Origin of the sequence: Maritimibacter sp. UBA3975 (genome assembly GCF_002384975.1) — a bacterium.
Classification (GTDB): Bacteria; Pseudomonadota; Alphaproteobacteria; order Rhodobacterales; family Rhodobacteraceae; genus Maritimibacter.
On sequence record NZ_DGCP01000009.1, the window covers coordinates 204522 to 223210 of the forward strand.

General features: G+C 65.6%; 21 protein-coding genes, 2 tRNA genes and 1 pseudogene. 11 read left to right on the plus strand and 13 right to left on the minus strand.

Going from position 1 to position 18689, the window contains the following annotated elements; translation table 11 throughout:
* Nucleotides 1-54: 54 nt before the first annotated feature.
* The 4 genes from B2585_RS05940 to B2585_RS05955 form a co-directional block, all read right to left on the minus strand.
* Complete coding sequence (locus B2585_RS05940; protein WP_292021007.1) at nucleotides 55-585, minus strand: GNAT family N-acetyltransferase; 531 nt, start codon at nucleotides 583-585, stop codon at nucleotides 55-57.
* Nucleotides 586-589: 4 nt separating this feature from the next.
* The gene (locus B2585_RS05945; RefSeq protein WP_292021009.1) at nucleotides 590-1147 is read right to left on the minus strand and encodes a GNAT family N-acetyltransferase; all 558 of its coding nucleotides are present in this window, start codon (nucleotides 1145-1147) and stop codon (nucleotides 590-592) included.
* A gap of 146 nt (nucleotides 1148-1293) precedes the next feature.
* Nucleotides 1294-1563 carry a 50S ribosomal protein L27 gene (gene rpmA, locus B2585_RS05950; RefSeq protein WP_292021010.1) on the minus strand — a complete coding sequence of 90 codons (270 nt, stop codon included), beginning with the start codon at nucleotides 1561-1563 and terminating at the stop codon, nucleotides 1294-1296.
* Between the two features lie 12 nt (nucleotides 1564-1575).
* Complete coding sequence (locus B2585_RS05955) at nucleotides 1576-2235, minus strand: 50S ribosomal protein L21 (protein ID WP_292021012.1); 660 nt, start codon at nucleotides 2233-2235, stop codon at nucleotides 1576-1578.
* 398 nt (nucleotides 2236-2633) lie between these two features.
* On the opposite strand from B2585_RS05955, the gene B2585_RS05960 reads away from it, so the two are divergent.
* Nucleotides 2634-3623 (plus strand): glycosyltransferase family 2 protein, encoded by a 990-nt coding sequence (locus B2585_RS05960; RefSeq protein WP_292021014.1) that lies wholly within the window; start codon nucleotides 2634-2636, stop codon nucleotides 3621-3623.
* A 4-nt stretch (nucleotides 3624-3627) separates the two neighbouring features.
* On the opposite strand, the gene B2585_RS05965 is transcribed toward B2585_RS05960, so the two are convergent.
* Nucleotides 3628-4458, minus strand: coding sequence for a hypothetical protein (locus B2585_RS05965; protein ID WP_292021016.1), 831 nt, complete (start codon nucleotides 4456-4458; stop codon nucleotides 3628-3630).
* Between the two features lie 187 nt (nucleotides 4459-4645).
* Here B2585_RS05965 and B2585_RS05970 point away from each other — a divergent pair.
* A tRNA-Ser gene (locus tag B2585_RS05970) sits at nucleotides 4646-4735 on the plus strand.
* Between the two features lie 123 nt (nucleotides 4736-4858).
* Complete coding sequence (msrB, locus tag B2585_RS05975; RefSeq protein WP_292021017.1) at nucleotides 4859-5299, plus strand: peptide-methionine (R)-S-oxide reductase MsrB; 441 nt, start codon at nucleotides 4859-4861, stop codon at nucleotides 5297-5299.
* A 131-nt stretch (nucleotides 5300-5430) separates the two neighbouring features.
* Here the strand turns inward: msrB and B2585_RS05980 are convergent, their stop codons facing one another.
* The 3 genes from B2585_RS05980 to B2585_RS05990 form a co-directional block, all read right to left on the minus strand.
* On the minus strand, nucleotides 5431-6945 hold the full coding sequence (locus B2585_RS05980; RefSeq protein ID WP_292021020.1) for a cytochrome-c peroxidase: 1515 nt from the start codon (nucleotides 6943-6945) through the stop codon (nucleotides 5431-5433).
* A gap of 182 nt (nucleotides 6946-7127) precedes the next feature.
* On the minus strand, nucleotides 7128-7844 hold the full coding sequence (locus tag B2585_RS05985) for an RlmE family RNA methyltransferase (RefSeq protein ID WP_292021022.1): 717 nt from the start codon (nucleotides 7842-7844) through the stop codon (nucleotides 7128-7130).
* Between the two features lie 2 nt (nucleotides 7845-7846).
* Nucleotides 7847-8956: a Ppx/GppA phosphatase family protein gene (locus B2585_RS05990; RefSeq protein WP_292021024.1), complete on the minus strand. Its 1110-nt coding sequence runs from the start codon at nucleotides 8954-8956 to the stop codon at nucleotides 7847-7849.
* 208 nt (nucleotides 8957-9164) lie between these two features.
* Between B2585_RS05990 and B2585_RS05995 the strand changes: the two genes are divergently transcribed.
* Nucleotides 9165-9461: a virulence factor gene (locus B2585_RS05995; RefSeq protein ID WP_292021026.1), complete on the plus strand. Its 297-nt coding sequence runs from the start codon at nucleotides 9165-9167 to the stop codon at nucleotides 9459-9461.
* Between the two features lie 25 nt (nucleotides 9462-9486).
* Nucleotides 9487-10542 (plus strand): methyltetrahydrofolate cobalamin methyltransferase, encoded by a 1056-nt coding sequence (locus tag B2585_RS06000; RefSeq protein ID WP_292021028.1) that lies wholly within the window; start codon nucleotides 9487-9489, stop codon nucleotides 10540-10542.
* Nucleotides 10543-10751: 209 nt separating this feature from the next.
* On the opposite strand, the gene B2585_RS06005 is transcribed toward B2585_RS06000, so the two are convergent.
* The 4 genes from B2585_RS06005 to B2585_RS06020 form a co-directional block, all read right to left on the minus strand.
* The gene (locus tag B2585_RS06005) at nucleotides 10752-11168 is read right to left on the minus strand and encodes a DUF1330 domain-containing protein (protein ID WP_292021030.1); all 417 of its coding nucleotides are present in this window, start codon (nucleotides 11166-11168) and stop codon (nucleotides 10752-10754) included.
* 86 nt (nucleotides 11169-11254) lie between these two features.
* A complete protein-coding gene (gene tig / locus B2585_RS06010; protein ID WP_292021032.1) occupies nucleotides 11255-12586 on the minus strand; it encodes a trigger factor in 1332 nt (443 codons plus the stop codon).
* 105 nt (nucleotides 12587-12691) lie between these two features.
* Nucleotides 12692-13972, minus strand: coding sequence for a glycosyltransferase (locus tag B2585_RS06015; RefSeq protein ID WP_292021034.1), 1281 nt, complete (start codon nucleotides 13970-13972; stop codon nucleotides 12692-12694).
* Nucleotides 13973-13991: 19 nt separating this feature from the next.
* Nucleotides 13992-14076 (minus strand) — tRNA-Leu (locus B2585_RS06020).
* 137 nt (nucleotides 14077-14213) lie between these two features.
* Here B2585_RS06020 and B2585_RS06025 point away from each other — a divergent pair.
* On the plus strand, nucleotides 14214-14729 hold the full coding sequence (locus tag B2585_RS06025; RefSeq protein WP_292021036.1) for a Hint domain-containing protein: 516 nt from the start codon (nucleotides 14214-14216) through the stop codon (nucleotides 14727-14729).
* A 6-nt stretch (nucleotides 14730-14735) separates the two neighbouring features.
* Here the strand turns inward: B2585_RS06025 and B2585_RS06030 are convergent, their stop codons facing one another.
* Nucleotides 14736-15200 carry an Lrp/AsnC family transcriptional regulator gene (locus B2585_RS06030; protein WP_292021038.1) on the minus strand — a complete coding sequence of 155 codons (465 nt, stop codon included), beginning with the start codon at nucleotides 15198-15200 and terminating at the stop codon, nucleotides 14736-14738.
* Nucleotides 15201-15350: 150 nt separating this feature from the next.
* Here B2585_RS06030 and B2585_RS06035 point away from each other — a divergent pair, with 150 nt between their 5' ends.
* The 5 genes and pseudogenes from B2585_RS06035 to B2585_RS06055 form a co-directional block, all read left to right on the plus strand.
* Nucleotides 15351-15650 carry a DUF2849 domain-containing protein gene (locus B2585_RS06035; protein ID WP_292021041.1) on the plus strand — a complete coding sequence of 100 codons (300 nt, stop codon included), beginning with the start codon at nucleotides 15351-15353 and terminating at the stop codon, nucleotides 15648-15650.
* Nucleotides 15650-17311 carry a nitrite/sulfite reductase gene (locus tag B2585_RS06040; protein ID WP_292021043.1) on the plus strand — a complete coding sequence of 554 codons (1662 nt, stop codon included), beginning with the start codon at nucleotides 15650-15652 and terminating at the stop codon, nucleotides 17309-17311. The genes B2585_RS06035 and B2585_RS06040 overlap by 1 nt, the downstream gene beginning before the upstream one ends.
* Nucleotides 17301-18026 carry a phosphoadenylyl-sulfate reductase gene (locus B2585_RS06045; protein WP_292021045.1) on the plus strand — a complete coding sequence of 242 codons (726 nt, stop codon included), beginning with the start codon at nucleotides 17301-17303 and terminating at the stop codon, nucleotides 18024-18026. The genes B2585_RS06040 and B2585_RS06045 overlap by 11 nt, the downstream gene beginning before the upstream one ends.
* A complete protein-coding gene (locus B2585_RS06050; RefSeq protein ID WP_292021047.1) occupies nucleotides 18023-18442 on the plus strand; it encodes a DUF934 domain-containing protein in 420 nt (139 codons plus the stop codon). The genes B2585_RS06045 and B2585_RS06050 overlap by 4 nt, the downstream gene beginning before the upstream one ends.
* Nucleotides 18443-18506: 64 nt before the next feature.
* Nucleotides 18507-18689: pseudogene (locus B2585_RS06055) on the plus strand (ferredoxin--NADP reductase); the annotation flags it as partial.

Consider the following 18689-nt stretch of genomic DNA (forward strand, 5'->3'; position numbering starts at 1 on the left):
GCCTTTCTGTCAGCCCCTGCGATAGAGGGAAACGGGAGGCGGCTCAAGGGCCGCTTAGCCCTCCCAGTCGCGCTTTGGCAGTAGGTAGAGGATCGACGGCAGGTCCTGCCCGCGCGCCATGTTGTGATCGGTGAAGAGCTCCGCCTCGCGAAAGCCGAGTTTGATGAGGACGCGGGACGAGGCCGGGTTGTCCGCCCAGACCTTGGCACGCACTTCGGGCCAGCCCAGCGTGTCGAATCCATAGGCGACCAGCGCGCGGGCGGCTTCGGTGGCATAGCCCTGCCCCCATTCTGCCTGCGCGATCAGATAGCCGATCTCGCCGTCCGCCGCCTGTGCCGTGCCGATGACGCGGCCTTCGCGGCGCGCGATGCCGTACAGCCCCGGCTGCGTGTCGCGCTCGACGATCCGCTGCGCCACGAAGTCCCGCGTCACCGGATACGGCCAGCGGCCCGTGTTGCGCACGAGCGCCCAGTCGGACATGAGCGCGTGCAGCGCGGCCGTATCGGCAAGCGTCTGGCGCCGGATCGTCAGGCGCGGCGTGACGAGGTCATCCCTCGCGCCCAAGGGCTGCGCCGCGCCGGTCATGGCCTCAGCGCATCTTCCGGCAGTAGGTCCAGGTGCGGACGTTGGCGTTGCGGGCCAGGCAGAACGCCTCGCTGTCGCCCACATAGGCGAAGCCCGCGTTGGTAAGAACCCGCGCCGAGGCCGGGTTGTCCTGAAATACCTCGGCAAAAATCGTATCGTTATCCAGTGGATTCGATGCGACCAGCGCCTGCACCGCCTCGGATGCCAGCCCGGTGTTCCAGAACGGCGGCGCGACCCAGTAGCCAAGCTGCGTCTGGTTGCGGTCCATGCGGGTCAGGCTGATGACGCCAAGCACCTCGTGCCCCCGGTCGCCGCCCTCAACGCTAGAGCCGTCCATGATCCAGACATCCTCGGTCCGGTCGGACTGCATCGCGCGGGTGACGAAGGCTTCCGTCACGCCGGGCGGCAGCGGATGCGGGATCGAGCGGGTTTCCTCGGCCACGCGCCGGTCGCCCGAGTAATGCGCGAGCATCCCGACATCGGACGACTTGGGCGGACGCAGGACGAAGCGGTCGGTCTCGACCACGGCCTGATCACTAACCATGAATGTTTCGACTTTCATACGCTTCCCTCCTCGAAAGCGCGGCCCCGGTAACATCGGGACGGGCAAAATGCATGTGGCGTTCGGGCCTCCCTCCGTCACGCCAGAACGACGAAGGGGGATCGGTTTGCGCCGATCCCCCTTCAATCTCGTTGCCGGGTGTCGGCTTATTCAGCGGCCTCCACGGCCGGGAGCACGGATACGAAGGTGCGGCCCTTGAGGCCCTTCGCAAAGGTCACGCGGCCCTCGGCGGTCGCGAAGATCGTGTGATCGCGCCCGATGCCGACACCGTCGCCCGGCCACACCTTGGTGCCGCGCTGACGCACGATGATGTTGCCCGGGATGACGGCTTCGCCACCGAATTTCTTGACGCCAAGGCGGCGACCCGCAGAGTCGCGACCGTTACGGGAGCTACCACCAGCTTTTTTGTGTGCCATTTCGCTCTCTCCTTACTTCGCCAGTTTCTTGGCTTGTTCGACCCAGCCTTCACGCTCGATCCGGCCCTTGAAGCTCAGCTTCTCGTCCATCTCGGCGATATCGGCCTCGGTCCACGACGCGATCTGCGCGAAGGTGGTCACGCCAGCCTCGTGCAGCTTCTTCTCGAGCGCGGGGCCAACACCTGACAGCTCTTTCAGGTCGTCAGCGGCGTCCGACTTCGCCTTCGGTGCGGCTTTCGCCTCGGCCTTGGGCTCGGCTTTCGCCTCGGATTTCTTCGGCGCGGCCTTCTTGGCCGGCTTCGCAGCGGCGGGGGCTGCGGCGACGGAGCCTGCGCCCACGGCGGCCTTGATACCGGACTTGTCGGCACCCTTTTCCAGGATGTCCGTGATCCGGAGCAGCGTCAGCTGCTGACGGTGGCCCTTGGTGCGCTGCGACCCGTGCTTACGGCGGCGCTTCACGAAGTGGATGAGCTTTTCACCCTTGATCTGGTCGATCACCTCGGCCTGAACGCCGGCACCATCCACAAGCGGGGTGCCAAGGGTCGAGCCGACCATGAGGACTTCGTTGAACTGAATTTTTTCACCGGCTTCGGCAGCAAGCTTCTCGACGCGGAGCACGTCGCCCGACTGAACCTTGTACTGCTTGCCGCCAGTCTTCACGACTGCAAACATTGGGTCTTCCTTTTTTCCCCGCGTTCTGTGGCCCCGGCGATCCGGCGTTTGCGGGGGTCTCCCCGGCCTCGAACAGCGCGCCCGTATCCGGGCGTTGTTTCATATGAGTTCGCCCGCCGCAGAGAATCCCTGCCGCAGGAGCCGCGTGTATCGACGCTCCGGCCCCCTGTGTCAAGGGTTTGCAGCGCGTGCGCCGGGCGTTGACGCGCCCCGCGCGAATGGGGATGGTTCCGCCCGTACATTTCCGACGAGGCCCAGATTTCATGACCCGTTCCGCGCAACCGTTTTTCTCACGACTCCTGGGTCGCGGCAAGCCCGCCCATGCCACACCGGAAGCCGCGCAGGCACCTTTGCCCGCCAGGCCCCCGATTCCAACGGCGCCTATCGTCTCCGGCCCCGTGCCCGCGATCGCTGCCGAAAGCGCACCGGGCATTACCTTCGTCACCGCCGTGCGCAACCGGACCGAGAACCTGCTTCAGGCCCTGCCGACATGGATCGAACGGCCCGAGATCGACGAGATCATCATCGTGGACTGGCATTCCGACGAACCCGTCGCGCAGTCGCTCGCGGACGCCGGCCTGACCGATCCGCGCATCCGCATCCCCCGCCTCGTGGCCGACGAAGGGTGGCACTCGCCGTCGGCTTTCAACATGGGCCTGCGGCTCGCCCGGTTCGACAAGGTGCTCAAGATCGACGGAGACATCCTCATCAAGGACGGGTTCTTCGAAAAGCACATGCCCTCGCCGGGCCGCTACATTGCGGGCAACTTCCGCATCGTCGAAAAGCACGAGATTCACATCAACGGCACCGTCTTCCTTCACCGCAGCGATCTGGCGAAGGTCGGCGGGATCAACGAGTTCAAAGTCGGCTACGGCTGGGAGGACGACGACTTCTACGAACGGCTGACCCGCGCGGGCACGGCGCGCGAAGACCTCGACGCGAAGCTCGTCTTCCATGTGCCCCACGGTGACGAAACGCGGGTGCCCCCGGCCAGGACCGCGTCCGCCCGCGACCAAATCATGGCCCGCCCGGCTTTCGACGTCCGGCGCAACCGCTACATCATGGAATTCATGCCGGACTGGACCGGAAAGCGGACGCTGCCCGCCTTCCAGCTCAAAGTCGCGCCCGACGGCAGCGAAACCGTGGCCCGCGACGGGCCGGACACCTCGGTCGTGCCGCCCTTCGTGTTGGCGCGCGCAACCGACATGTGCCTGCGCATCTACCTGTCGCACCGGCTGGGTCAGGATGTGCTGGGCCTAGACGAGCCGTTCCTCGCCCCGCTGCTGGACAAACCCCTCGCAGAGCTGGGCCCCGACGACGTGGCCGCCGCGCTGGCCGCGCAGGAGGCCGCGGGCGGCCCCGCGCCCTCGCCCACGGCGCGGATGTGACGACTCAGATGTCGGTCTGCGGCGACAGGTCGGCCAGACGGGCCGCGAGTTTTTCGTACCGGTCGCCCATGACCTCGTACTGGATGCCGTTCAGGATCTCATAGACCTGCTGCATCTCGGGGTCCTCCAGCGCCTCACGATAGGCCACGACCTCTTCGTCGCTGAAATCCTGATAGACATAGGCCGACCCGAAGACCGAGCTGATCGAGATCGACTCTTTCAGCCGGTCGGCTTGTTCGGTCAGAAGCTCGCGCAGTTCTGCCTCGGAGAACCGCACGTCCGAGGCCCCGGCGGCCTGTGCGGCCATCATGTAGCGCAGCTGAATCTCGATGATCGCGCGCGTCGATTGCTCGACCCCGCCGATCGCCCGTGTCATCCGGCGAAATTCCTCGATCCGGGCTGGGTTTTCATCCGCAAGCCGCGTGACGATCATCTCGCCTTCGGCCATTTGGCGTTCGCTCGCCACGGTCTGCGAGGCGTTCTCGGCCTCCACCAGCCGCTGACCCAACTCGGAGCCGTAAAACTCCAGACCATGCGCGACAAGCTCCTGCGGCATGATCGCTTCCATCATGTCGAGCGTGTCTTCGATCATGGCGTCGGGCGCGAACACCTCTTCGGCCAGCCGCTCCCACTCCGACCCGAAGGCGTCGGGGTCGGCCCCGGCGATGCCCGGCCCGTTCATCGCCCCCTGCTGCATGGAGGTGATGGCGACGTCGAACCCGGTCACTTCAAGGAATTCGCGGCTGGTTTCGCGGTCCGCCGCGACGAGCGCGGCGCTGAAACAAATGGCGGCGACCGCGACGGCGGCGCCGGTCATGAGACGTTGGAAGGTCATACGATGCTGTCCTTTCCTGAGGCAACTGGGCACAACCTAAACGCCCTGCCCGCCTGTCTCAAGAAACGCTCTTGTGAGAGGGAGGCGACCGGCGATCCTCCGCGACCGGCGATATGCCCGGGGATTTCAGAAAGATATGGGTTGCGCCCGTCCCGAGCTTCCACTACATCGCCCGCCAGACCCCCGCGGAGAGGTGCCGGAGTGGTCGAACGGGGCGGTCTCGAAAACCGTTGATCCTTCACGGGATCCCAGGGTTCGAATCCCTGTCTCTCCGCCACTATCCCCCTTGGACAGCCCCGGCAAATCGCGCGCCCGCGCCGCGAGTGACGCGGAAGTGAGCCTTCGGGCTTGGACTTTCGCGCCGCGAGGCCCAAATTCCTCCTGAAGAACGGAGGATCACATGGCGAAATACGAAAAGAACCCCGATGCGGTGGCCGCGCTGGACGAAATGTCGTTCTACGTCACCCAGCAGTCGGGCACCGAGCGGCCCGGCACAGGCGCCCTTCTGGATAACAAGGAGCGGGGCATCTACGTCGACATCGTGTCGGGCGAGCCGCTGTTCGCGTCGTCCGACAAATACGAGTCGGGCTGCGGCTGGCCCAGCTTCACCAAGCCCATCGAACCCGCCCATATCAACGAACTGAGCGACCGCACGCTCGGCATGGTGCGCACCGAGGTCCGCTCGACTCACGGCGACAGCCACCTGGGCCACGTTTTCCCCGACGGCCCGCCCGACCGGGGCGGCCTGCGCTACTGCATCAACTCCGCCGCCCTGCGCTTCATCGCGCTGGAGGACATGGAGGCCGAAGGATACGGCGATTACGTCGACCAGGTGGACTGATCTGACTGTGCGCGGGGCCTTGCGTCCCCGCGCGCCGTGCAAGCCCGCGACGGCGGTTCCCGCCATCGTGGGCGGATCGGGGGCCAGCCCCCGACCCCCGAAGTCTCAACAAAGCGAAGAAGAGCGAGCGGTCAGCGCGAAAGCAGCGCCGTAATCTCCCGGTCAACACGCACGAGCTCCGTGCGCGAGATGTCGGCGGGGCGTACCGGCCCGCGATCCGGGATGGGCACCTCGCCGCTTTGCGCGAACGCCCGGAACACGCGCGCCGGGCTCGGTGTGGCGCGCGGCGGCGTTGGCGCCGTGGCGAGCGCGGGCGGACGGACCTCGTCCATCTTCAGCCCCGACGGCACGCGGTCGGGCACACCCAGCCGCCCAGCGAGCGCCACCGGGTCTTCGAGCGTTCCCAGAAAGGCGATGAGCGCCGGGATCTGGTCTTCGGTGATATTCACCCCCTCGAACTCGATCGCCGCCGCGATGCGCGCCATCTCCTCGGGGTCATCCATCGCCTCGGTATCCGGGTGGTCCGTGGTCACCGCATGGAGCAGGGCCTGATCGATCCGATAGGCCGCGAGGCTGTCCTTCGGGTTCATATGGTGGCGGATCGTGGCTTCCAGCGTGGCATAGGCCCCCGCATGGCCGTAAGGCGCCGTGCGCGTCACGTTGCGCAGCGACGGCGTGCGGAACTTGTAGGCATCCGCCGGATCGCCCGTGACCGCCATGCGCCCGATATCGGCATAGGCCCGGTCGGCGACCTGCGCCTTGCCTGGCCCAAGCTGCGGCATCCCGATGGCGTGGAACTGATGATCGCTCTGGAACGTGCCCGCGTGGCAGCCGGAGCACCCGGCGTCACCGTAAAACAGCTCCATCCCCTCCGCCGCGAGGCCGGTGATCGCGGTTTCGTCCCCCCGCAGGTAGCGGTCGAAGGGGGCGTCGGTAGAGCGGAACTCGAACGTCATGAAGGCGGCGAGCGCGTTGGCGATATCGGTAATGTGGAGCGGCTCATCCGGGCCAATGATCCAGTCGAACGCCGCGCGGTACTCGGGCACCGTCTCAACCTTGGCCGCGATGGCGGACCATGCGCCGTCATCGCCCATGAAGCGCATTTTCTCGACCAGCGCCGCGGTCGGGTTCTCCTCATGCTGCCCGGCCATCTCGTCGGGTGATGTGATGGGCAGGAGCGCCTGAGCGGCCAGCGGGCTCATCACCGGGCGCTCGAGGTCACGGGCCGCGGGCATGAGGATGCCTTCGGGCCGGGTCGCGTCGATCTGCAGCCGGCCATCATGGAACATGGTCCGGAAATCCGTCGAGCCCCGGTTCCACAGCGCGGGCGCGTTGCGCGGGATGCGGGCGTAGACATGCTCGCCCGCGCCCAGCCGACGGTCCGGGCCAAGCCCGACCCCGCCCTCACCGATGGACAGCGACATGCCGTCCGAGGTGCCAAGGCTCGGGTGGTGACAGGTGGAACAGGCGATGTTCTCGTTGCCCGCCAGGATCGGGTCGAAGAACAACGACCGCCCAAGCATGGCCTGCTGAATGTCGATCTTCGGAAACATCTCCGCCGTCGCCGGCTCCGGCAGGTTCTCGGGCGCGGCCAGCGCCGTGGTCGCGGCGAGACACAGTATCCCCGTGGAAAATCCCAGTTTCATCTTGGCCCCCTTGGAAACGGATTTGGTCAAATACCTTGAGACCAGCCTAGCTCACGTTTCCGCGATCACCCAAATTTTTATGGAATGTCAGGGGTTTGCGTCGCCATATTGAGGTCAATACACGGGTGTTAACCATGTTTGTTTCCGGGCGGCAGACAATCGCGCGGCGCAGCGCGTGCGACTCACCCGCGAAACCCTGTGGCGACGACGAATTTCTCGGAACTGTCGGAGCGCGACGCGGGCGGCTTCATGTTCGCGACCTTGGTGAACTTCTGCTTGAGGAGTTTCTGGAGGTCACCCTCCGCTCCGCCGGCCAGAACCTTGGCCACGAACGTCCCGCCCTCTTCCAGCACGTCGAAGGCGAAATAGGCCGCCGTTTCGCAAAGCGCCACGATGCGCAGGTGGTCGGTCTGTTTGTGACCCGAAGACGAGGCGGCCATGTCGGACATGACCACGTCGGCCTTGCCGCCCAGCCATTCCTTGACCTTCTCGTCCGCGTCATCCTCCATGAAGTCGAGCTGATAGGCGTCGGACCCGGCGACCGGCTCCACTTCCTGAAGATCGACGCCCAGCACGGTGCCCACCTTCTTGCCCTTCTTCTCGCCAAGCGCGTTCACCCGCTCCACCGCGACCTGAAGCCAGCCGCCGGGGGCGCAGCCGAGGTCCACGACCCGCGCACCGGGCACGAGGAAACGGTACTTGTCGTCGATTTCGAGGATCTTGAAGGCAGCACGCCCCCGATACCCCTCGTCGCGCGCCCGTTTGACATAGGGGTCGTTCAACTGCCGCTCGAGCCAGAGGGTCGAGGACAGCTTGCGCCCGCGCGCGGTCTTCACCTTCACGCGAAGGTCACGTTGCCCCCGTCCGGAGGAGCCTTTGGTACCGGGTTTCTTCACCATGCCTAAATCGAGTCTTCCAGAACGCCGTCGGACGACATCTGCGCGTAGAGCAGCCCCTCGCGCAACCCCCGGTCGGCCACGGAAAGCCGATCCGTGGGCCACACCCGCAACAGCGCCTGAAGGATCGCCGCCCCGGACATGATGAGCGCCTGACGGTCCTTGCCGATGCGCGGGTCCTGCCGGCGCCCTTCGGGACCGGCGGCGAGGTAGCCGCGGATCACCTTGTCGATCTGGTCCGAGGTCATGCGCAGCCCGTCGACCTTGTTGCGGTCATAGCGGCGCAGGCCCAGATGCGTGGCCGCGACCGTGGTGACGGTGCCGGAGGTGCCGATGATCTGGAACCCTTCGCGCGCCTGCTCCTTGTGGAACGGGCTGAACTCGCCCAGCTGCTCTTCGAAATACCAGCTCATGAGCGCGAAGCGGGCCGCGTCGTCGTCCACGTCGTCGAATTGTTCGCGCAGAGTCGCCACGCCCAGCGGGACCGAGATCCAGTCCACGACCCGCGCGACGGGAAACGGGCCGGGATCGCCCTTGAAGCCCGCGTGAAGGCGCATGATGGATTTCTGCCGGTCCTTGGGGGCGACTTTGGACAGGTCGAGCCACACCAGTTCCGTCGAGCCGCCGCCGATGTCGACCACCAGAAGCTGCTCGGTCTTGCGCCCGACGAGCGGCGCGCAGGAGATCACGGCGAGCCGCGCCTCCTCCTCCGGCTGGATCACCTCCAGCCTGAGGCCGGTCTCGCGGCGTACGAAGCGCATGAAATCGCGGGAATTGGCCGCGCGCCGGCAAGCCTCGGTCGCGACGAGGCGCATGTGGCTCACCTCGTGCTTCTGGAGCTTGCGCTGACAGATCTTGAGCGCCTGAACCGTGCGCGCGATCGAGGCGCGCGACAGACGCCCGGAGGCACTGAGCCCCTGGCCCAGCTGCACGGACTTCGAGAAGCTGTCCACGACGTGAAACTGATTACCCTTCGGCTGGGCAATCAGCATACGACAACTATTGGTGCCGAGATCCAGTGCGGCATAAAGGCTGTCTGGATCCGGCCTGACCGGCGCGGGCTGCTCGACCGCTTTCGGGAACGCGCCCGCACCTTCGGGACGCTTGGGCGCCATGACTACACGCCCTCCATATCGAGTTGCCTTCAAGGTAGTGGCGCCACGTCCCGGTGGCAAGCTTCGTGATATGCGAAGATCATCATGCGAAACTTTCATTCCCGCCCGGGTGGCTTGCGGCCTCCGGGGGCGTTATCACGCGGCGAGACGTCGCAAACCGGCCCGCGCGACGCGCCCCATACGCTATGGGAAGGGAAACGGAGGGCACATGGCTCAGGTCACGATCGTATATTGGCGCGACATCCCGGCACAGGTCATCGTCGGGCGCGGACGCGCGGCGGCCAAGCGGCCGCTGACGGAGCGGTTCGAACAGGCCATCGACCGCGCCGCGATGGGCGCGGGGCTTGCCGGCACCGACGACTACCTCGCCGAATGGCGCCGCGAAGGCCCGGTCGAGGTCGAGGGCGAGCCACAGGCGGTGGCCGAGGCCGAAGCCGCCCGGCTTGAGGCCGAATATGACAAAGACCGCCTCAAGGCATTGATTTCAAACGGGGGCCGCGCGTGACGCGCGGACAGCACAGGGACAGATAATGACACGCACCGTTCTCGAATCCGCGACCAAGACCGTCACCATCGGCTTTGACGAGCCGTTCTGCGTGATCGGCGAACGCATCAACCCGACGGGTCGCAAGAAGCTCGCCGCCGAGCTTGAGGCGGGCGATTATTCGACCGTCGAAAAAGACGCCGTGGCGCAGGTCGCCTGCGGGGCCACCGTGCTCGATGTGAACGCGGGCGTCGTCTACAACTCCAACCCCAACCCGAACGAGACCGAGCCGCCCCTGATGACGGCGATCCTCGAACTGGTGCAGGGGCTGGTGGACGTGCCGCTCTGCATCGACAGCTCGGTCCCCGCGGCGCTGGAAGCCGGTCTGAAGGTCACGAAGGGTCGCCCTCTCGTGAACTCCGTCACGGGCGAGGAAGAGCGGCTCGAATTCGTCCTGCCCCTGATCGCGAAATACAACGTGCCGGTGGTGGCGATCTCGAACGATGACACCGGGATTTCCGAAGACCCGGACGTGCGCTTCGCGGTGGCCAAGAAGATCGTGGAACGGGCCGCCGATTTCGGCATCCCGGCCCATGACATCGTGGTCGATCCGCTCGTCATGCCCATCGGTGCGATGGCGACGGCCGGCAAGCAGGTCTTCACTCTCGTGCGTCGCCTGCGCGACGAGCTGGGCGTGAACACTACCTGCGGCGCGTCCAACATCTCCTTCGGCCTGCCCAACCGTCACGGCATCAACAACGCCTTCCTCCCGATGGCCGCCGCCGCCGGTATGACGTCGGCCATCATGAACCCGCTGGCCCTCCCCGTCCCGCAAGCCAAGATCGCCGAGAAGAAGGCAGAAGTGGAAGCCGCCGGGATCATCCTGCCCGAGGGCATCGACGACGAGACCTTCGTCACGCTCTTCGGCCTGGGCTCGACCCGGTACAAGCCGGGCAAGGAGATGGAAGCGATCCGCGCGGCCAACATGCTGCTCGACAACGACCCGCACGGCGCGGAGTGGATCAAGTTCAACTCCGTGAACCAGGGCGCGGCCGGCGCGGCCGGTGGCCGCCGCGGGGGACGCAACCGCCGCCGGGGGTGATGGTCGACAGCGGTGCGCGCCCGGGGGCGCGCGCTTTGGGAGCCTGAAATCTCGGACGAGATTTCAGGCGGAATGGGGGCGCTGCCCCCAAACCCCCGAGGTTTCCTGAAACGAAGAAGAGCGGACGCCGGCACAGGGTCGTATGCACAGCGTATGTACAGTTTGTGCACAGCCTGTGTACGCGCCGTGCACGGCCATTTTCAGGGGTTTCAGCCGAAGCCGCCGGCGGCCTTGCCCGGCTCCATCCGGATGAGGCGCGAGGTCTTCACCGCCGCCTGCCGGTGCGCCATCGCCTCCCGGTAGACCGGGTCCTTGATCATCTCGACGAAGGCATCGACCGACGGATATTCCGCAATGAAACAGAAATCCCAGTCCTCGTCACTCGGGCCGATGAGCATGAATTCCATCCTGCCGGACCACACGATCCGCCCGCCCACGCGCTGAAAGACCGGTGCGCTGTCGCGCCCGTAGGCCTTGTAGGCCTCGACCCCGGGGCATTCGCGTCCGTCCTCGTAAGTCGCCGTCTCGCGCACCTTCACGAGATTGAGCATATGGATCGGCCCCTCGCGGTCGATCGCGCGGAACCCGTTGAAATCGTCGCCTTCGAATCCTGTGTAATCGGTCATGGCATCCTCCTTGCCCCGACCCTAGCAGCGCCCACGAAAAAGGCCGCCCCGGAGGGCGGCCTGTCACGCAACGTCACGGGGACGGATCACTCGTCGTCGAGTTTGTCCACGGCCGTCTGAAGCTCTTCTTTCGAGACTTCCTTTTCGCTCACCTCAGCCCTTTCGGCGATGTGATCCACGACCTTGTCCTCGAACAGCGGCGCCTGAATCTGCTGGCGCATCTGCGGGTTCTGCTGGACGAAGTCGAAGAACTGACGCTCCTGCCCCGGGTACTGGCGGGCCTGATTCATCACGGCCTGCGTGAACTCGGCATCCGTCACCTCGACTTCGGCCTTCTGGCCGATGTCGGCGAGCAGAAGCCCGAGGCGCACGCGGCGCTCGGCGAGTTTCTGGGCGTCATCGCTCACCTCGATCTCGGGGTGATCGTGCCCTTCGACGTCGGGGTTTTCCTCGTGCCACAGCTGGTGGGCGATCTGCTTGGCTTCCGCCTCGACCAGCGAGGGCGGCAGGTCGAAGGAGACCTTGCCGTCGAGCGCGTCGAGCAGGCCGCGCTTCATGACCTGACGCGCCGCACCGGCGTATTCGGCCTCCAACCGCTCGGAGACCTGCGCCTTGAGCGCGTCGAGGTTTTCGGCGCCGTATTTCTGGGCGAGGTCGTCGTCGATCTCGGCCGCCTTCGGCTCCTTCACTTCCTTGATCGTGCAGGAGAACACGGCTTCCTTGCCGGCCAGCGCCTCGGCCCCGTATTCCTCGGGGAAGGTCACGGGGACGTCTTTCTCCTCGCCTTCCTTCACACCCACGAGCTGCTCTTCGAAGCCCGGAATGAACTGGCCGGAGCCGAGCACGAGCGGGAAGTCATCCGCCGCGCCGCCTTCGAATTCCTCGCCATCCACGCGGCCCACGAAGTCGAGCACGACCTGATCGCCGTCCTTGGCCTTGGAGCCCTTCTTGCGCTTCTCGAAGTTCTGGGCGTTCTCGGCGAGGTTGGTCAGCGCTTCCTGCACTTCCTCGTCCGAGGCCTTGACCACGAGCCGCTCGAGTTTCAGGTCGGAGAGGTCGACCTCGGGGATATCGGGGAGCGCCTCATAGGACATCTCGACCTCGACATCGTCACCCTCTTTCCAGTCCTCGTTGGTCATCTTGACCTCGGGCTGCATCGCGGGGCGGTCGCCGGATTTCTCGAAGTGGTCGTTCATGGCGCCGTCGACGGCTTCCTGCATCGCTTCGCCCAGCACACGCTGGCCGAACTGCTTTTTCAACAGGGCCATCGGCACCTTGCCCTTGCGGAAGCCCTTCATCTCGACTTCGGGCTGGGCTTCGGCCAGTTTCTCGTTGACCTTCGCGTCCAGATCGGAGGCAGGCACCACGATCTTGTAGCCGCGCTTGAGGCCGTCGTTCTGGGTCTCGGTGACGCTCATCTTCGGTTTCCTTCATAGGCAGATTGGGCGCACGCGTCGCGCCGCCGGAAATTTCTCGCCCTTCTATTGACGCGGCGCGGGCGGTGCAAGCGGTTTGCCCGGATTTCAGGCGGGGCGCGCACTCAGGGCGCTCAGGATGGCCTCGGCGGCGGTGCCCGGCCCGTCTTCCTGCGCCATCCGGTAGGCTGCGCGCTCCGCGTTCGCCTCAGCCTGTGAGGTGGCGAGGAGCTGTCCCAACACCTCGGTTGCGCGCGCCTGCGAATAGCGTTTGGCAGGCAGCGTGCGCGCCAGACCCATGCGTTCGGCCCGGGCGGCATTGTCGGGCTGGTCCGTGCCGAAGGGCACGACAAGTTGCGGCTTGCCCGCCTCCAGCGCGCGGCAGAACGTGCCGATGCCACCGTGGTGAACGATCGCGGCAGAACGCGGGAAGAGGTGCTGATGCGGGACATAGGGCCGCTGGATGACATCATCGCCCTCGGCCACCCCGCCCCAGCCTTTACCTGTCAGCAGGACGGCACGCCGCCCGATCTGACGCGCAGCAGCGAGGCTTTGGGCATAGAAATCCTGATCGAGGTATTCCGCGTTGGAGCCGAGGGTGAAGACGACCGGCGCGCTGCCCGCGTCGAGGAAGGCGGCAATCGCCGGGTCCAGCCCCTCTGCGTCGCCCTCAAAGGGCGTGAAACCCGTCACCGTGACCGGCGGATCCACGACGGGCGGATGGTCATGCAGCAGCGAGGGATAGAGACCAAGGCGCAGAACCGGGCGCACGCCACTGTCGAACCACGGCGTGCCGCGATGCCTGGGCAGGCCAAGCTCGCGGCGGGCTGCGTTCACCCTGTGGCCGTGCATCGCACGGATGCCCGCCATTCCGGTCCGCAGCACACCTGCGTTCCACAGCCGACCGAGCGTACCGGGTGCGGCGATGACCGGCGGCATGGACGGGATGACCGGCGGCTGCGAGGGGTCGAAGACCATCATCGGCTGGAGGATCAGGCTCGCGACCGGCACCCCTTCCAGCTCGGCGGCGAGCCTCGCGGCCTCGGCCTGAAACGTCGTTGCGACCAGATCGACCTCGCCCATCCAGTCGCGCACCTGCCGCGTTACGTTGGCAAGGTCGAAGGGCAGGATTTCGCGGAACAGGAACTGCGGATCGTCGAAGGTTTTTCGGATCAGCTCTGCCTCGGACAGTCCCAGCGTATCCGCCGTGCCCTCCAACCCATAGAGGTTCGGCATGGTTGCGAACCCCTCGTCTTCGACAAGCGGCGCCTGATCGGCATGGACGGCAAACAGACATTCGGCCCCGCGCGCACGCAGGGCGATGGCGACGGACAGCAAGGGATAGAGGTCGCCGAGCGAACCGATCGTGGAAAACAGAATGCGCGGCATGAAAACGCCTTGTCTGAAATGGTGCGGGTGAAGGGACTCGAACCCCCACGCCTCGCGGCGCCAGAACCTAAATCTGGTGCGTCTACCAGTTCCGCCACACCCGCACGGGCGTGGATTTAGCATCACGGATGGGCGCTGGCGAGAGCCTATCGCCAAGATTTTGCCGTTTTTTCTTGGCGCTTAACCCTTTGTTTGGTTAGGCTGGAGAAAAATAAACAGGCAAAATTGAGCAGGTAACACCATGACCCAGATCATGTCTCGGGTCGCGCAGGGACAGCCCCTTCGCGTCACGATCCCCCTGTGCCGTTCGGGCCTCGGCCTCGGCACCAACGTGATGACAACGGACGGGTCGATCCCGGTCGAGTTTCTTACGCCCGGCGACGGCATCATCACCTATGACCGGGGCGTCGTGACGCTCGAAAACGTCACGGTCCGCACGGTCCCGATGGCAGAGGTTGTGCGCATCCGCCCGTCGGTTCTGGACGAGAACGGGGATGGGCGCGACATCGTGATTTCGGCGCGTCAGAAGATGCTGGTGCGCGATTGGCGCGCGCAGGCGATGTTCGGCAAACCCGCTGCCCTGATCGAGGCGCGCAGGCTGGCCGATGGCGCTTATGTCACGCAGCTTACCGGCCCCGCGCCGATGCGGCTGTTCCAGCTCAGCTTCAAGGGGCGTCAGCACCTGATCCAGGTCATGCCGGGGCTTCAGCTTACCTCGGCCCGCGTCACGAAAAACGTCACGATTTCAAAGCGCTGATCGCCGTCATACAAGCGGCAACTGCGTGGTGAACTTGATCTCCTCCATCGAGAGGAGCGCGGTGACGTTGAAGATCTTCACCTCGGAGATCAGCGCCTGATAGAATTCGTCATAGGCACGGGCATTCGCGACGCGGACCTTGAGGATGTAGTCGATCTCGCCCGCCAGCCGGTGCGCCTCCATCACCTCGGGCCGGGCCCGCAGGGTGGCAAGGAACTTGTCCTGCCACGCGGCCTCATGCTCGGAGGTGCGGATCAGAACGAAGAAACAGGCCTCGAACCCCAGTTTCTCAGCATCGACGATCACGGTCTGCGCCCCGATCACGCCACCCTCGCGCATCTTGCGAATCCGGTTCCAGACCGGGGTCTTGGACGAGCCGACTTTTCCCGCGATCACGTCGAGCGACTGGCTCGCATCCTCCTGTAATTCGTTGAGGATTTTCCGGTCGATGTCATCCAGCCGTAACGTCATCCTGCGACACTCCCCTTTCATGGGTCAATCACCCGATCAGATGGCACAGGCAGAACAGGCGTCCTTATTCGCCGCCGCACCTAGTCCGGTTTCGGGAAAGTGTCCTATATCTATGGGCAACGCAAGCAACACCGCGAAGAGGCAAAATCCATGGCCAAACGCTTCCAGCCCGGTATCGTCAGCGCGAACGATCTGCTGTCGGGTGCCGTCATCTACCTTGCCGCCGACGGCAAGTGGGTCTCGTCCATGACCGAGGCCGAATTCATCACCGACGCCGAGCGCGCCGAGGAGCGTCTGACGCTCGCCGAGAGCCAGCCGGAAATCGCCGTGGGTGCCTACCTTGCCCCCGCCGACAACACCGACGCGGGCCCGGTTCCCAACCACTTCCGCGAGAGCTTCCGGGCCGCCGGCCCGTCGGCCCCGGCCCGCAAGTCCTGGGGGATCGCCTGATGCTCGACGCACAAAACAATCCGACGCGCACCTACCTCGACCGCCGGGTCGAGGAGTTCCGCGCGCAGGTCCAGCGCCGCATCGACGGATCGCTGACCGAGGACGAGTTCCGCCCCCTGCGCCTGATGAACGGTCTGTACCTGCAACTGCACGCCTACATGCTTCGCGTCGCCATTCCCTATGGCACGCTGAATGCCGACCAACTGGACGTGCTGGCCGAGATTTCCGAGCGCTGGGACCGTGGCTACGGCCATTTCACCACGCGTCAGAACATTCAGTACAACTGGCCCAAGCTGCCAGACGTGCCAGACATGCTCGCACGGCTGGCCGACGTGAACCTTCACGCGATTCAGACGTCGGGCAACACGATCCGCAACGTGACCGCCGATCCGCTGGCGGGTGCCCATGCCGATGAGCTGATGGACCCGCGTCCGGTGGCCGAGCTGATCCGCATCTGGTCCACGGACCACCCGGAATACCAGTTCTTGGGCCGCAAGTTCAAAATCGCCGTCACCGGCTCCCCGAACGACCGCGCCGTGACCAAGGCGCATGACCTCGCCGTGCGCATCGTCGAGCAGGACGGTGAAATCGGCTACCAGATCCTCGTCGGCGGGGGCCTTGGCCGCACGCCCGTCGTGGGTCGGGTCATCCGGGATTTCCTGCCCAAGGCGGACCTGCTGCCCTATCTCGAAGCGGTTCTGAGCGTCTACAACCTCGCTGGCCGGCGCGACAACAAGTACAAGGCGCGCATCAAGATCACGGTGAACGAGATGGGGCTGGAGGAATTCTCTGCCCGCGTGGACGAGGCGTTCGTAGCGATCCGCCCGCAGTTCAAGGGCGCCGATCAGGAGCTTCTGGCCGAGCTTCAGGCGAGCTTCGAGCCGCCCGCCCTGCCCGTGCGTCCGACGGACGGCTTTGAGGCCGCCCGCGCCGCCGATCCGGTGTTCCGCAGCTGGGCCGACATCAACCTGCGCCCGCATTACCAGGACGACCACGCCATCGCGATGGTGTCTCTCAAGCCCCACGGCGGTGTGCCGGGGGATGCGAGCGCGGATCAGATGCGGCGCGTGGCCGATCTGGCCCGCCGTTACGGGCACAACGAGATCCGGGTGACGCAGGAGCAGAACCTCGTCCTGCCGCATGTGGCCAAGGACGACCTGCCCGCGCTCTTCGCCGAGCTCAAGGCCGCCGGCCTCGCCACCGCGAACGTGGGCCTCGCGTCCGACATCATCGCCTGCCCGGGCATGGATTACTGCGCACTGGCGACCGCCCGCTCGATCCCGATCGCACAGCAGATCGCCGAGCGGCTGGAAGACTACGAGGTCGAGGTCGGCGAAATGGCGATCAAGATTTCGGGCTGCATCAACGCCTGTGGCCATCACCACCTCGGTGACATCGGCATCCTCGGACTCGACCGGGCCGGTGTCGAGAACTACCAGATCACGCTGGGCGGTGACGCCGGACCCGACCTGAAGATCGGGGACAAGACCGGCCCCGGCTTCGGCTATGACGAGGTTGTGGACGCCATCGAACGGCTGATCCATGCCTATCTCGACCTGCGCGCCAAAGGCGAGCGGTTCCGCGACACGATCGCACGCACGGGGGCCGAGCCCTTCAAGGCTGCGCTTTATGACGAAGAGGCGAACCGAAATGCCGCTTGAAGCTCTCGCATATCCCGACCGTCACGAGGTGGCCCGCCGGATCAATGACCGGTTCGATCCGATGGACGCCCAGGGCGTCGTCGAAGCCGCGCTGACCGAAAATGGCCATGTCGCACTGGTGTCGTCCTTCGGGACCGAGTCCATCGTTCTGCTCGACATGGTGAGCCGCGTGGACCAGAGCGCGCCGGTTCTGTTTCTCGAAACCGGGATGCTGTTTCCCGAGACGCTCGATTATCAGAAGGACGTGGCCCTGATCCTCGGCCTGACGAACGTGCAACTCGTGCGGCCCGCGCCGGAAGACCTGGCCGCCAAGGACCCGTTCAACCGCCTGCATGTCGGCAATACCGACGCCTGCTGCGACATCCGCAAGGTTCTGCCGCTGGAGCGCGCACTGACGCCGTTCGACGGCTGGATCACCGGGCGAAAGCGGGTCCACGGTGGCCAGCGCGCGCAACTCGATCTTGCCGAGATCGAAGGCGACCGGCTCAAGTTCAACCCGCTCGCCCATTGGTCCGGGCAGGAGCTTCGCGATTACATGAAATCGCACGGCCTCCCGAACCATCCGCTGACCGCCAAGGGCTTTGCCTCGGTCGGCTGTGCGCCCTGCACCTCGGCCACGAAACCGGGCGAAGACCCCCGTGCCGGACGCTGGCGCGGGCAGGACAAGGAAGAATGCGGAATTCACTTCATCGACGGAAAGGTGGTGCGCGGATGACGACCCTCGTGACCGACACGGGCTTCGGCCCCGACGATTTCACCGGCGGCTTCGTGTCGCTGGAAGGCATCTCCGCCGGTGCGGGCTGTGAGGACTGCGGCATCGACGTGACTCCGGACGATGACCTCAACGCGCATCGCGACCTGCTCATGGCTGCGCGCGCGATCCGCATCTCCTTCGGTTCTTTCGCCGACGGGCGCGGGTTCACCACGGCCAAGTCGCTGCGCCTCATGGGCTACACCGGGCGCCTGCGCGCCGGTGCCGGTCTCATCGCGGATCAATACGCGATGGCGCGCCGCGCGGGCTTCGACGAGGTGGAGATCACCGAGGCGCTCGCCGCCCGCCAGCCGGAGGAGCAATGGCTCTTCCGCGCCGACTGGCAGTCCTATGACCATCAGTCGCGGCTGCGCGGGTAGTCGCGCAGCACAACCTCCTGTATAGCCTGACGAGAGGACGGGGGCTTAGGCCCCCGCAATTCTTATGAACGATGTGACCCCAGTGACCGACGCACAGAAGATCAAACCCGTTCCCACCCTGCCCGACGCCCAGACCGTGACCGAGGTCAAGCACTGGACCGACCGGCTGTTCTCCTTCCGCTGCACCCGGCCCGCAAGCCTGCGCTTTCGCTCGGGCGAGTTCGTGATGATCGGCCTGATGGGCGAT